Source organism: Mesorhizobium sp. M0983 (assembly GCF_040318975.1).
In the GTDB taxonomy this organism is placed as follows: domain Bacteria; phylum Pseudomonadota; class Alphaproteobacteria; order Rhizobiales; family Rhizobiaceae; genus Mesorhizobium.
The window spans coordinates 57306-70206 of record NZ_JAMYNH010000004.1; the positions used below are offsets into that span (position 1 = coordinate 57306).

General features: G+C 62.7%; 16 protein-coding genes and 1 tRNA gene. 3 read left to right on the forward strand and 14 right to left on the reverse strand.

Features of this window, described 5'->3' with window-relative positions; genetic code table 11:
* Window positions 1-72: 72 nt before the first annotated feature.
* From NKH71_RS09340 to NKH71_RS09355, 4 genes are all read right to left on the reverse strand, one after another.
* Window positions 73-561 carry an NUDIX hydrolase gene (locus NKH71_RS09340; RefSeq protein WP_352587661.1) on the reverse strand — a complete coding sequence of 163 codons (489 nt, stop codon included), beginning with the start codon at window positions 559-561 and terminating at the stop codon, window positions 73-75.
* 200 nt (window positions 562-761) lie between these two features.
* Window positions 762-1262, reverse strand: a complete 501-nt coding sequence (gpt, locus tag NKH71_RS09345) for a xanthine phosphoribosyltransferase (RefSeq protein ID WP_352481145.1) — start codon at window positions 1260-1262, stop codon at window positions 762-764.
* A gap of 127 nt (window positions 1263-1389) precedes the next feature.
* A complete protein-coding gene (locus tag NKH71_RS09350; RefSeq protein ID WP_023717430.1) occupies window positions 1390-2223 on the reverse strand; it encodes a universal stress protein in 834 nt (277 codons plus the stop codon).
* A gap of 79 nt (window positions 2224-2302) precedes the next feature.
* A complete protein-coding gene (locus NKH71_RS09355) occupies window positions 2303-3052 on the reverse strand; it encodes a competence/damage-inducible protein A (RefSeq protein ID WP_352481143.1) in 750 nt (249 codons plus the stop codon).
* 147 nt (window positions 3053-3199) lie between these two features.
* Between NKH71_RS09355 and NKH71_RS09360 the strand changes: the two genes are divergently transcribed.
* Complete coding sequence (locus tag NKH71_RS09360; RefSeq protein WP_352894798.1) at window positions 3200-4186, forward strand: alpha/beta fold hydrolase; 987 nt, start codon at window positions 3200-3202, stop codon at window positions 4184-4186.
* A 97-nt stretch (window positions 4187-4283) separates the two neighbouring features.
* Here the strand turns inward: NKH71_RS09360 and NKH71_RS09365 are convergent, their stop codons facing one another.
* From NKH71_RS09365 to NKH71_RS09400, 8 genes are all read right to left on the reverse strand, one after another.
* On the reverse strand, window positions 4284-5177 hold the full coding sequence (locus tag NKH71_RS09365; protein WP_023717433.1) for a carbohydrate ABC transporter permease: 894 nt from the start codon (window positions 5175-5177) through the stop codon (window positions 4284-4286).
* 1 nt (window position 5178) lies between these two features.
* The gene (locus NKH71_RS09370; protein ID WP_502899482.1) at window positions 5179-6030 is read right to left on the reverse strand and encodes a carbohydrate ABC transporter permease; all 852 of its coding nucleotides are present in this window, start codon (window positions 6028-6030) and stop codon (window positions 5179-5181) included.
* Between the two features lie 185 nt (window positions 6031-6215).
* The gene (locus tag NKH71_RS09375) at window positions 6216-7541 is read right to left on the reverse strand and encodes an ABC transporter substrate-binding protein (protein WP_352855864.1); all 1326 of its coding nucleotides are present in this window, start codon (window positions 7539-7541) and stop codon (window positions 6216-6218) included.
* A gap of 33 nt (window positions 7542-7574) precedes the next feature.
* Window positions 7575-8660 (reverse strand): ABC transporter ATP-binding protein, encoded by a 1086-nt coding sequence (locus NKH71_RS09380; RefSeq protein WP_352481140.1) that lies wholly within the window; start codon window positions 8658-8660, stop codon window positions 7575-7577.
* Between the two features lie 164 nt (window positions 8661-8824).
* Window positions 8825-9064, reverse strand: coding sequence for a DUF2188 domain-containing protein (locus NKH71_RS09385; protein WP_023674770.1), 240 nt, complete (start codon window positions 9062-9064; stop codon window positions 8825-8827).
* Between the two features lie 28 nt (window positions 9065-9092).
* A complete protein-coding gene (locus NKH71_RS09390) occupies window positions 9093-9386 on the reverse strand; it encodes a DUF982 domain-containing protein (protein ID WP_031193527.1) in 294 nt (97 codons plus the stop codon).
* 62 nt (window positions 9387-9448) lie between these two features.
* Window positions 9449-9766: an SH3 domain-containing protein gene (locus NKH71_RS09395; protein ID WP_023717438.1), complete on the reverse strand. Its 318-nt coding sequence runs from the start codon at window positions 9764-9766 to the stop codon at window positions 9449-9451.
* Between the two features lie 112 nt (window positions 9767-9878).
* Window positions 9879-10982, reverse strand: a complete 1104-nt coding sequence (locus NKH71_RS09400) for an NADH:flavin oxidoreductase/NADH oxidase (protein WP_352481138.1) — start codon at window positions 10980-10982, stop codon at window positions 9879-9881.
* Window positions 10983-11135: 153 nt separating this feature from the next.
* Between NKH71_RS09400 and NKH71_RS09405 the strand changes: the two genes are divergently transcribed.
* A complete protein-coding gene (locus NKH71_RS09405) occupies window positions 11136-11714 on the forward strand; it encodes an NUDIX domain-containing protein (protein WP_023717440.1) in 579 nt (192 codons plus the stop codon).
* 64 nt (window positions 11715-11778) lie between these two features.
* Here the strand turns inward: NKH71_RS09405 and NKH71_RS09410 are convergent.
* Window positions 11779-11864 (reverse strand) — tRNA-Leu (locus NKH71_RS09410).
* Window positions 11865-12143: 279 nt separating this feature from the next.
* Between NKH71_RS09410 and NKH71_RS09415 the strand changes: the two genes are divergently transcribed.
* Window positions 12144-12596: a cupin domain-containing protein gene (locus NKH71_RS09415; RefSeq protein ID WP_023717441.1), complete on the forward strand. Its 453-nt coding sequence runs from the start codon at window positions 12144-12146 to the stop codon at window positions 12594-12596.
* Between the two features lie 87 nt (window positions 12597-12683).
* On the opposite strand, the gene NKH71_RS09420 is transcribed toward NKH71_RS09415, so the two are convergent.
* Window positions 12684-12899, reverse strand: a complete 216-nt coding sequence (locus tag NKH71_RS09420) for a hypothetical protein (RefSeq protein WP_156948018.1) — start codon at window positions 12897-12899, stop codon at window positions 12684-12686.
* Window positions 12900-12901: the final 2 nt, after the last annotated feature.

Consider the following 12901-nt stretch of genomic DNA (forward strand, 5'->3'; position numbering starts at 1 on the left):
CAAGCCTGGTGCCGACGCTCGAAGGCCTTCGCCGCAGCGAAGACCATGCCGACTCGGAAGCCATGTGCCGACTCAGTTGAAGCGATGCGGGTCAGCACCGAAATGGGCGATGATCTGACAAAGGTCGGGCTCGTTGACCATGCGTACCGCCTCGGCGGCCCTGACCCATTTGCGGATGCGCGCCCGCTTTTCCTTCCACCGGTCGGCGACCTTGTCGACGTGCAGCGGAAACACCAGCACCTCGCAGGGCACTTCCTCGCCGGACGCCAGCACCTTGGCATAGAAATAGCGGCCGGCCTCATGATGCGAGATCGTGCCGCGCAGCCCGGCCTCTTCGCCGGCCTCGCGCGCCGCTGCTTCGCAAAGCGGCTCCTTTGCTTCCGGCCAGCCCTTGGGAAGCACCCAGCGGCCGGTATCGCGGCTGGTGATCAACATGACCTCCACGCCGTCCTCGCTATCGCGCCAAGGCAGCGCTGCAACCTGCAGGCGGGACGGCACCGTGCCGAAGAGTCGCCGGACTCTTTCGGCCAGATGGTTGTGCGTCGTTGGCCTTGTCAACATCGGAGAAGCTTGCCCCAGCTTCCAGAATCGTTTGCCGTCTCGTGAATCTTACGGCTAATCATAAGCAATAAAAGTAAAAAACTTCATGTGGACTGGTTAACCACTCCAATGGGCGTCGATTAAGGAAATATCGTGTGCCGGGGCCACTCCTTCAAGGAGTGCTCGACGCTGTCTTCCGACGGAAGCGGCGTTACCGCGAATCAGCCGGCGTGGTCGTCGGCGATCGGCTTTTGGTAGGTGAAGCCCATGTCCCAGGGAAAATAGATCCAGGTGTCCTGGCTGACCTCGGTAACGAAAGTGTCGACCATCGGCCTGCCTTTCGGCTTGGCATAGACGGTGGCGAAATGCGCCCTAGGCATCATCGCGCGCACGATGCCCGCCGTCTTGCCGGTGTCGGTGAGGTCGTCGATGATCAGCACGCCAGCGCCGTCATCGGCGAGCAGCGCCGGGGTGACCTCCTTCAGCACCTGCAACTGCCCCTGGCTGGTATAATCGTGATAGGAGGCAACGCAGACCGTCTCGATGATGCGGATGCCGAGCTCGCGCGAAATGATGGCGGCCGGAACCAGGCCGCCGCGCGTGATGCAGACGATTGCCTTCCATTGCCCCTTGTTGGCGCCGGCAAGCCGCCAGGCGAGCGCGCGTGCATCGCGGTGGAACTGGTCCCAGGAGACCGGGAAGGCTTTTTCGGGCAGGGACATCTTTCGCGCACTCCGCAAAGCGCGCATCGCGCGCAGACACTATGGAATGCGGGCGGAATTAACTGGAAAGGCTTGGCCTTGGCAAGGGCGCGGCAAAGCGATTGTCCAACCCGTGATCTCTATGAACTTACCGCGACAGGAAAGCCGCCACCGGCGCGGTGCGCAGCACCGTTCGCGTCACCCCGCCGAACAGCAGCTGGCGCAGCCAGGAATGGCTGTAGGCGCCGAGCACGAGCAGGTCCGCGCCCGATTCGGCGACCCTGGTCTGGATGATGTCGTCGACCGAGGCGCCGCCGGACCTCAGCACCGAGACGCTGACGGTCGCGCCGTGCCTGGACAGCGAGGCGGCGATCTCGGCGCCGGCCGTTTCCGGCGCCTCTTCGAGCGTATCCGGCGGGTCGATGACGACGATGTCCGTCTTCTCGGCCTCGATGATGAAGGGCAGGGCATCGAAGGCCGCGCGTGCGGCCTCCTTGCTGCCGTTCCAGGCGAGCAGCACGTGCTTGAAGCTGGTGACCAGCGGACCCGAATGCGGCACCACCAGCACCGGCCGGCCGGCATCGTAGACCAGCGTGTCGACGTCGGCGCTCGGATCGCCGCTCGATTCGCGCTGCGCGGCGATGATCAGATCCGCGGTGCGAACGGTCGAGATACCGGTCAGCGCACTGTCGCCGGAAAAACTCTCGAGGCTGCGCCACTCGAACGACAGGCCGGAATTCTCGACGCGTTTGTGAAAGGCGGCCTGCAACTTCTCGGCGCGCTCCCGGTTCATGTCGGCCGAAACCTGCAGGAACTCGGTGTCCGGAAAGCCGGTGGCCGAGGTGTAGGGCACGGGCAGCGCCTCGGCATGAATGCCGATCAGATGGCTCTGGAACCGGCTGGCCAGCGGGATCGCGCAGTCGAGAACGCGCTCGGCGTCCTGTTCATTCTGCAATATGGCGACAATGGTCTTGAAGCGCATGGGCAATCCCTCAGTTTTTCGGCGATCCCACTCGTGACAAACGTCACGGCGCGATGCTTGGTTCCGTCACGCCTGCCGATCAGCCCACCTTGCTTGCCTTGGTCAGGCCCGCCACCATAACCTCTACGTCGGCGCGCGCGGAGTCCAGCGCCTGCTGGCTGCGGGCGCGCACCACCAGTTCCGTCCAGAATTTGCCGTCGCCATATTTCGGGTAGGAGCCGATGATCGTATCCGGATGCGCCTTCTGGATGTCGCCCAGCGGGCCGCCGATCAGGCCTTCACCGAACGGACATTCCACGGTTGCCGACAGCATTTTGGTGCCGGCCCGTAATGTCGGCACGACATTGTCGAGCATCGCCTGGAAAATCGCCGGCACGCCGGCCATGACATGGACGTTGCCGATGCGAAAGCCCGGCGCAACCGACACCGGGTTGTCGATGTGGTCTGCCCCGCGCGGCATCCGCGCCATGCGCTTGCGCGCTTCGGTGTATTCGATGCCGCGGGCAGCATAGCTTGCCTCCAGCAGGGCGTAGGCCCTGGCGTCGTATTCGCACGGCACGCCGAAGGCCTTGGCGATGGAATCGGCGGTGATGTCGTCATGCGTCGGGCCGATGCCGCCGGTGGTGAAGACATAGCTGTAGCGGGTGCGCAGCGCATTCACCGCAGCGACGATCTCGTCTTCCTCGTCCGCAACGATGCGCACTTCCTTCAGGTCGATGCCGATCGCCGTCATGATGTCGGCGAGGTGGCCGATGTTCTTGTCCTTGGTGCGGCCGGACAGAATCTCGTCGCCGATGACGAGCATGGCGGCGGTGACGATTTCGGTCATGGCAGGCTCCGGCAACGGGTCGCCTGAGATAGCGCGGCGAACGGCCGGCGGCAATGCCGCCAAACGACGGATCCACCTGTGCCACCTCCCTTGCAGTGGAACCTTCGGCGGGTGATGCTGCGCCGGTTTGGGGCCATGAGCAAGAACATGCCGGTATCGATTCTTCTATGGCTGCCCGGCGCGCTGTTTCTGCTGGCGCTCGTCGTGGCAGCTTATCCTGTGCTGGCGACGCTGCGGATTGCGGCGAAAGCCGAAAGGCTGGTGCCGGCCAGCGGTAAATTCATCGAGATCGACGGCAATCGCATCCATTATTTCGAGATGGGCGAGGGGCGGCCGATCGTCTTCCTGCACGGCCTTGGCGCGCAGCTTCATCAATTCCGCCACACGCTGTTCGGACGGTTCGGCCCGAACTATCGGCTGATCGCGCTCGACCGTCCGGGTTCCGGCTATTCGGTGCGGGCCAGGGGCGCCAGCGGGCGGCTACCCGAGCAGGCCGAGATCGTGCGGCATTTTATCGAGGCGCTTGGACTGCAAAAGCCGCTGATCGTCGGCCATTCGCTGGGTGGCGCCATCGCGCTGACGCTGGCTGTCGAGCATCCCGAGGCGGTTTCCGGTATCGCCTTGCTGGCGCCGCTGACCCATCTGGAGCCGGACGCGCGCGAGAAGTTCGGCCCGCTATACATTCAGTCGCCGCTGCGGCGCCGGATCATGGCTCACACGGTGGCGATCCCGGCGGCTCTCAGATACGCAGAACGCACGCTGGCCTTCATTTTCGCGCCGCAGGCGACGCCGGCCGACTATATGGTCGAGGGCGGCGGCTGGTGCGGGCTCAGGCCAAACCATTTCTATGCAACGTCGACCGATGTCGTGGCCATCGAGCACGACCTTGGCCGTATCGAGCAACGCTATCGCGAGATCACCATGCCGGCTGGCATTCTGTTTGGTGCTTCCGACGTCGTGCTGGGCATCGATATCCATGGCTGGCCGCTGATGGAAAAGATCAGCGGGCTCGATTTCGAGCCGGTCGAGGGGCTTGGCCATATGCCACAATTCGTCGGGCCGGAACGGGTCGTCGCTTTCATCGAACGCATTGCCGACCGCGCATTTGCGCCGAAGTCCGACACCAGCAGCTGACACGCTCCCAGAACCTCACGCAAAGGTGTGCAACCCGCCGCAGCCTCGGCCGGCAGGGTGCCTCGGGACATCCCGGCCGCCGGGAATACCTCCGAACTTATTCCTTCACGGCTCCGGTCATCGAGGAAACATAGTGCTCGACAAAGAACGAATAGAGCACCACCACCGGCAGCGAGCCGATCAGCGCTCCCGCCATCAGCGCCCCCCATTCATAGACGTCCGAGCGCACCAGTTCGGTGAGCACGCCGACCGGCACAGTCTTGTTTTCGGACGACTGGATGAAGGTCAAGGCGTAGATGAACTCGTTCCATGACAGCGTGAATGCGAAGATGCCCGCGGAAATCAGGCCCGGCACCGACAGCGGCAGCACGATCTTGGTGAGGATCTGCCAGCGGCTCGCCCCGTCGATCAGCGCGCATTCCTCCAGCTCGAACGGGATCGAGCGGAAGTAACCCATCAGCAGCCATGTGCAGAACGGGATCAGGAAGGTCGGATAGGTGAGGATGAGCGCGAAGGGCGTGTCGTAAAGCCCAAGGTTGAACACCATCACCGACAGCGGAATGAACAGGATCGACGGCGGCACGAGATAGGCCAGGAACACCGCGAGGCCGACCTGCCGCGCCCCGGAGAACCGCAAGCGTTCGATCGCATAGGCAGCGAACACTGCTGCCAGCAGCGACAGGAAAGTGGCGGCGGTCGAGATGATGATCGTGTTGAGCAGCCAGCCCGGATAGGACGTCTCGAAGAGAAGATAGCGGATATGCTCGAGCGTCGGATGCACCACCCAGAATGGATTGAAATTGGCGTAGTCGGTCATCTCGAGGTTGGGCTTAACCGCCGTGATCGTCATCCAGTAGAACGGAAACAACAGCACGATGACGAATATCAGCAACGGCAGGTAAACCGTCACCACGCGGCGCGGCACACTCTGCAGGTAGCCCATGCCGCCTTCGTCGAGTTCGGGGCGTTTGCTCGTTTCGATCGCGGTCATGTCAATCTCCGCCGCCCTGCTGCCATTTGCGGCGTTGCAGGCCAAAGTAGCTGAACAGGATCGCCGCCAGCAGGAACGGGATCATGGCGACTGCGATCGCGGCGCCTTCGCCAAGCTGGCCTCCGGAAATGCCGCGCTGGAACGACAGCGTCGCCATCAGATGGGTGGCGTTCACCGGCCCGCCGCGCGTCAGCACATAGATCAGCTGGAAATCGGTGAAGGTGAACAGCACCGAAAACGTCATGGTTATGGCGATGATCGGCGTCAGCAGCGGCAGCGTCACATAGCGGAACAATTGCCAGCGGCTGGCGCCGTCGAGCGTGGCGGCCTCGTAGAGCGACTGCGGAATCGTCTGCAGGCCGGCAAGCAGCGTGATCGCCACGAAAGGAATGCCGCGCCAGACATTGGCGGCGATGACCGAAGCGCGCGCATTCTCCGGATCGCCGAGGAAGTTGATGCGATGGTCGATCAGGCCCATTTCCATAAGCGCCCAGGACAGGATCGAGAACTGCGAATCGTAGATCCACCAGAAGGCGATGGCCGACAGCACCGTCGGCACCACCCAGGGCAGCAGGACGATCGCGCGGAAGAACGACTTGAGCGGCAGGTTCTGGTTGAGGATAAGCGCCAGCCAGAGGCCTAGCGCAAACTTCAGGATCGAGGCGCTGATCGTGTAGAGCAAGGTGTTGAAGACGGAGAGCCAGAAGACGGCGTCATCCCACAGATATTCGTAGTTCTCGATGCCGATGAAGATGCCGGGGCGGCCGATGCGGGCATCGGTGAAGCCGAGCCAGACGCCGAGCCCGAGCGGATAGGTTAGGAAGACCAGCAGCAGCGCCGCCGCCGGCAGCATGAAGCCGAAGCCAAGCGCGTTATGACTTTCAGACACGAACGTCAAAATGCGCGACAGCGTCGACCGGGGTGGCTGAGCGGCAGCGGAGATCACGGCCATGGGTCGGCTCCTCTAAGTCTCATTGATCGGCCAGGCGGCCATGCGCGATTCGAAGCCGGGCAGCATGGCTGCCCGGCTGAATCCGCTCAAACGCGATAGTAGCGGTTTGCGCGCTTCTCGGCTTCTGCCATCGCTTCTTGCGGCGTCGCCTGGCCTGTCACCGCCTTGGCGAACATGTCGACCAGCACATAGTCGGCCATGGTCGCCGCCGAAGCATAGCCGAGCGGGCCGGCATAGCCGTTGGGCCGCAGCGTCGCCGAGGCCTTGGCGTAGGCGGCATTGTTCGGATCGGCCGTCCACACCGGGTTGTCGCCGAAGGCTTTGAGCGTCTGGCAGCAATAGCCCGCCGAGGACGTGATCCACTGCGACATTTGCTGTTCCTCGAACATGAACTGCAGATAGGCTTTGGCCGCATTGGGGTAGGGCGTGTAGTCGAAGATCACGGCCGTGGTCACCTGGAACAGCTCGACGGATTTCCCGACAGGACCGATCGGCAGGTTGGTCGTGCGCGTGTCCTTGGCGATTTCGGTCAGTTTCGGATCCTTGTCCTTGTTGATCTTGGCGGTGTTGTAGGCGGAAATGCCATTGGCGATCACGCTCAATTCGCCGGCCAGGTAGGCGCGGTTGTTGTTGACGTCGAGCCAGCTTTCGGTACCGGGAATGAAGGTCTTGTAGAGCTGTTGCGCGTATTCGATCGCCTTCAGCGTCTCGGGGCTGTTGATCGTCACCTTGCCGCTCTCGTCGACCATCTGGCCGCCATGGCTCCATAGCAGCCAGTGGGCGTAGTTGTTGCCGTCGCCGACGCCGTGGCCATGCGTGAAGCCGGCCGGGTGTCCCTTCGCCTGCAATGCCTTGCAAAGCTCGAGCAAGCCTGCCGTGTCCTTCGGAAATTCGGAGAAGCCGGCCTCCTTCACCCAGCTTTCACGATAGACGATGGCATTGCCGATGGTGGCCAGCGGCAGGCCGAGGAATTTGCCTTGCCGTGTCGCATATTGCTTCGGTCCATCGTGCCAGCCGCCATATTTCGAGCCGAGATATTCGCCCAGTTCCGTCACGTCATGCAGCTTGTCGGGATATTGATGCGGGTCGTCGAACCAGACCAACATCAAGTCCGGGCCGGAGCCGACATTGGCGGCGACCGCTGCCTTGGGACGGATGTCCTCCCAGCTTTCCTTGTCGACGCGGACCTCGACACCGGTCGCTTCGGTGAAGCGCTTGGTGTTGGCCAGCCATTGATCCTCGTCGCCCTGCACGAAGGGCGACCAGCGCAGCAGCCTGAGCTTGGCGCCGTCCTCGGGCTTGTACTTCAATCCCTCCTGGGCAAAGGCGGGAGAGCCGATGAGCCGGCTTCCCAAGGCTCCCGCCGCAGCGCCGGCGGTGGTGCGGATCACGTCGCGTCTGGTGAATTTCATGCTCGCTTCCTCCTGCTTATTGTCCGTGCCGTCCTACTGCTTGATGGGTGTTTCGAACCGCTGTCCGGTTTTGCCGTGAAAGAGATGGATGAGGCCAGGCTCGGCCGTAAGCCAGATGGTTTCGCCCGGCGTGAAGGAATGCCGTTCCCGGAAATTGGCGACGATCTCCTCGCCGCCGGCGGTTCGGCCGATGAGCTGCACTTCGGACCCTGTCGGCTCGACCACCACGACAGTGACCGGAATGCCCTGATTGTCGGATAGCCGCAAATGCTCGGGCCGTATCCCCAGCACGACCGGCTCACCATTGCCGATGGAAAGTGCCGAGGCCAACGGGACCGAAATCCCTCCGGCGCCGCGAAACGACGGCGAGCCGTCGCTTACGATCTCGCCCCTGAGCATGTTCATGGCGGGCGAGCCGATGAAGCTGGCGACAAAAAGATTGTTCGGCCGGTCGTAGAGTTCGAGCGGCGGCCCGATCTGCTCGACGATGCCGTCGTGCATGACGACGATCTTGTCGGCCATGGTCATCGCCTCGATCTGGTCGTGGGTGACGTAAACCGTCGTCGTCTTCAGGCGCTGGTGCAGTTCCTTGATCTCGGCGCGCATCTGCACCCGGAGCTTGGCATCGAGATTGGAGAGCGGCTCGTCGAACAGGAAGACCTGCGGATCGCGCACGATCGCGCGGCCCATGGCGACGCGCTGGCGCTGGCCGCCGGAAAGCTGGCGCGGATAGCGGTCGAGCAGCGGCAGCAGTCCCAGGATTTCGGCCGCGCGCCGCACGCCGGCATCGCTCTCCGTCTTGGGAACGCCCTTGAGCATCAGCGAGAACGCCATGTTCTCGGCGACCGTCATATGCGGGTAGAGCGCATAGTTCTGGAAAACCATGGCGACGTCGCGCTCTTTTGGCGCAACGTTGTTGACGATACGTTTGCCGATCGCGATCTGGCCGCGCGAGATCTTTTCCAGGCCGGCGATCATCCTGAGCAGGGTCGACTTTCCGCAACCCGAAGGCCCGACCAACGTGACGAACTCGCCGTCGTCTATATCGACGCTGACCCCGTGCAGGACCTCGACGGTCCCAAATGACTTGTAGACATCGCCGATTGCGACAGACGCCATCGATCTCCTCCCGACTGATTCCTGCAACGACTTCGAAGGAAACCGCTTTCTTGCCTGGGCCGCGACAGCGCCCAGGCTCCTCCCCGGTCACGCGCGATGTGAGACGGTAGCGCTACCAAACCGACCTGTAAAGCACGCCGGCATCACCTGGATATCGACACACCCTAATCCGAAACCTCGGTCTGCGGCCGGTCGCGGCCGTCGGCGAGCTCGTCGTGCCATTTGCCGTCGGCGTCCTCGTACTGGATGCCGTCGGTGTTGCCGGCGACCTGCTGTTCGGCGGAAGCGATCTCGGCGGCGCGCAACGCGTCCTGATGGGTGGGGAACGTTTCGGAGAATGTCGAGCCGACCTTGTAGGCCCAGCCTCCATCATGCTCGACGATCTTATAGGTCAGTTTCGCCATGAAACCCTCCGGTTGAAAGCCCGTTGCCTCAATGCAGCCTGTCATCGGCCAGTCTGTCGTCTGGCGGCTTGTCGTCCGTAACCAGCACGTCCGATTCCCTGGCGGCTTCGATCAGTGCCCGGCGTGCATCGGCCGTCGAACGATAACCTTCCAGCACTTTTAGGCAAGTGTCGAGGGCATCACGATGACGCGGCCCGCGATTGAGTGGCCAGACCGTCATCAGGCACTCCGCCGCCTCCTGGGCGCTGCGGATATGCCGATATTTGCCGACATGGCCGAGTTCGACCACGACCGGCTTTTCAAATGGCTTGCTGTCCATCATCGCCGCCAACGCGGAGCGGCCGATTTGGTTGCAACAGCTATTTTAGCTCAGGCGAAAATACCTCAATAGCCGCAGTCGTTGCGCAGCCAGCGCGCATTCGCCCAGCCGGCGCGGCCGCCGAAATCGACCTGGTACCAGTTTCCGCGACGGTCAAAGATCTCGGTTTGGTCGCCGTTGAACAATTGCCCGATCATGCGCGACGACGAGTTCGGCCGGGCCCGAACGGCGAGAAAGCCGCTTCCCGTTGCCAGATTGTAGTGCCTGGAAAGACCGTGCACCGTGCCTTCGCAATATTGCGCCCCGGCCGGCGTCGATGTGGCAAACGACAGCCCGGCCAAAACCGCGGCAGCAGCCGCAATGGAAATCCCCCTGAACGACATGTCTCTGCTCCCCCAACCTGCCGCGCCCAGCCGCGGCCCTCACCACTCTACACCGGCAGAGGATCAAAGCGAAGCTATGGTTCCCTGTCCAGCGAGGTGAGAACCCGCCCCGTCAGTTCGCCGCCTTCATCCAATGCTGCATCGTCGTCACCGAGCGGGCAAGCTGCGGCGCCGGGTGGATTTTTTCGCCGAAGGTGGCCGCGGCGCGCCAGCCCCAGCGCGGATCGGCAAGGAAGGCGCGCGCCAGCGCCACCATGTCGGCGCGCCCATCGGCGACGATCGCCTCGGCCTGTTTCGGATCGTCGATCAGGCCCACGGCCCGCGTCGCGATGCCGGCGCCCTTGCGCACCGCTTCCGCCAGATGCACCTGGTAGCCGGGTCCGGACGGCAGCTTCTGCAACGGCGAATTGCCGCCGCTCGAGCAGCAGAGATAGGCGACGCCGACTTCCTTCAGCGCTTTTGCCGCTTCGATCGCATCCTCGACGTCGAAGCCGCCATCGACCCATTCCTTGATCGACAGCCGCGCGCCCAGCATCAGCCTGGGCACCGCCTTCTTCACCGCCTTGGCGATCTCGACGGCGAAACGCATGCGGTTTTCCAGCGAGCCGCCCCAGCGGTCGGTGCGCCGGTTGGAAAGCGGCGACAGGAACTGGAAGATCAGATAGCCATGCGCGGCATGCAGCTCGATGAAGTCGAAGCCGGCCCGCTCGGCCCGCCGTGCCGCTTCGGCGAAGCGTTCGATGATTTGCAGGATCTCGTCATCCTCCAGCGCCCGCGGCACCTGCCAGCCGGTGTCGTAGGCGATTGCCGAGGCCGACACGATCGGCCACGGATCCTGATCGGCATTCAGCGGTCCGCCGCCCTCCCAGGGTTTCCGGTTGGAGGCCTTGCGGCCGGCGTGGGCAAGCTGAGTGCCGAATTTCGTGCCCGGCGCGGCGACGCGCTTGGCTGCATTCAGCGTGCGCCGCGCCGCCGCCTCATTGTCCTCGGAGTAAAGGCCGAGGCAGCCATGCGAGATGCGGCCGCGCCGTTCGACCTCGGTCATCTCGACGGTGACCATGCCGGCACCCGACATCGCCAGGTTCATCCAGTGATAGAGGTGCCAATCGCTGGCCGAGCCGTCCTCGGCCGAATACTGGCACATCGGCGCGACCGCGATGCGGTTGGGGAAGGTGAGGCCGTCGAGGGTGATCGGCTGGAAAAGAGATGAGGTCATAAAAAACTCCGGAAAGGGTTGCCGCTATTTAGGCAGGCACTTGCAGATGCGCCAGACACGAGAGGGTGAACCGGCGCACTGGACCAATTGGTAGCCGGATTGCAAGAACCGCCGTTCGCGGCTACGCCTTGCCGCGGCAGCAGGGAGTCCACCATGGAAGATCGCATTCGCATCCGCTCGGAGGAAGTCCTGTCCGACGAATGGGCGGTTTTGAAAAAGACCGTCTTCGACTACCGCCGGCGCGACGGCAAATGGGAAACGCATACCCGCCAGACCTACGATCGCGGCGACGGCGCGGTGATCCTGCCTTTCGATCCCGAGCGCTCGACTGTGCTTCTGGTGCGGCAGTTCCGCTACCCCGCCTACGTCACCGGCCACAAGGAGCCGCTGATCGAGGCCTGCGCCGGCCTGCTCGACGAAGACGATCCCGAAACCTGTATCCGCAAGGAGGCCGAGGAGGAACTCGGCTATCGGCTGAAGGACGTGCAGCGGCTGTTTTCGCCCTATATGAGCCCCGGCAGCGTCACCGAGCGGCTCTGGTTCTTCGTCGCTCGCTACTCGCCCGCCGACCGCATTTCCGACGGCGGTGGCGCCCATGACGAAGGCGAGGACATCGAGGTTCTCGAAATGCCGCTCGACGAGGCGCTGGCCGGCATCCACGACGGTCGGATCATCGACGCCAAGACCATTATGCTGATCCAGCATTTGAAGCTGAACCCGATTGGGGTGTGAGGGGCCCAGAACTGGGTCGAGCGCCCGGTCTCCAGTTACGGAGACTATCAAACGAGACCAAATCTGGTGCGGACGACGGGAATCGAACCCGTACGATCAGAGATCGAGGGATTTTAAGTCCCTTGCGTCTACCAATTCCGCCACGTCCGCAGGCCAGCCCTTTTCAGCCGCCAGCCAAAGGCCGTCAAGCCGTCTTCTGCCGTCGACAAATCTGGCACTGGAAGCTAGCGAGGCCGATCACCTACAGTGATACAAACAAAATCGTTTCACCTGGAAATGTTTTTAGCGGCAGCTTCCGCGGCTACCGCGAATGCGCGTCCCCCGTTCGCAGGATGCGTTCGGGCGCTCTGCCCTGGTAAGGCTCGAAGTGGCAAGTGGATCGGCGCTCCGATACTCGACGCCATCCTCTACAAACACTGGGAGATTGTCATGCTCAAGCTTGCCTCTGCCCTGGCACTGCTGCTTGTTGGGACGGCGCCTCTGTTTGCCGATGAGATGCCGATGAACGCCAAAGACATCAAATGGGGTCCTGCTCCTGCTGCCATTCCCGCTGGGGCGGAAATGGCTGTTGTCGCGGGAGATCCCTCAAAGGACGGCGCCTTTGTGCTGCGGTTGAAGACACCCGCCGGCTACAAAATTGCCGCACATAATCATCCCACCACGGAATACGTAACGGTGCTTTCCGGCAACTTCCATGTTGGAATGGGCGATAAGTTCGACGAGGCGAAAGGCGTCGAACTGACTGCTGGCGGCTTCGGCGTCGCGCCGGCCGGAATGAATCACTTCGCCTGGACGACAAGCGAAACGATCATCCAGGTTCATGGCGAGGGGCCATTCAAGATCACCTACGTCAACCCGGCAGACGATCCGAGCAAGAAGTGACAGTTCGCGATCGAATTGATTGAACCGGCCGAAGGCTCGAACGATGGAGTGCGTCAAACTCCGCGAGCGTCGATTCAGAAGGATCCTCTAACGAGACGAAGGCTGATTGGCCGCAACGGAATCGTATTCCGCCTGGGCCATTTGCCATGAATGGCGCAATAACAAAAAAAACCCGCCTCGGGAGGACGGGTCGTTGGAGCCAATTGGCACCATACCCAAATTAGTAGCATAGCTGCCGGCACAAAGCAAGAACAAAGTTGCTGCGGCCGGCACAAAATGCCCTTGGCGATTGGCGAAAGCCATGG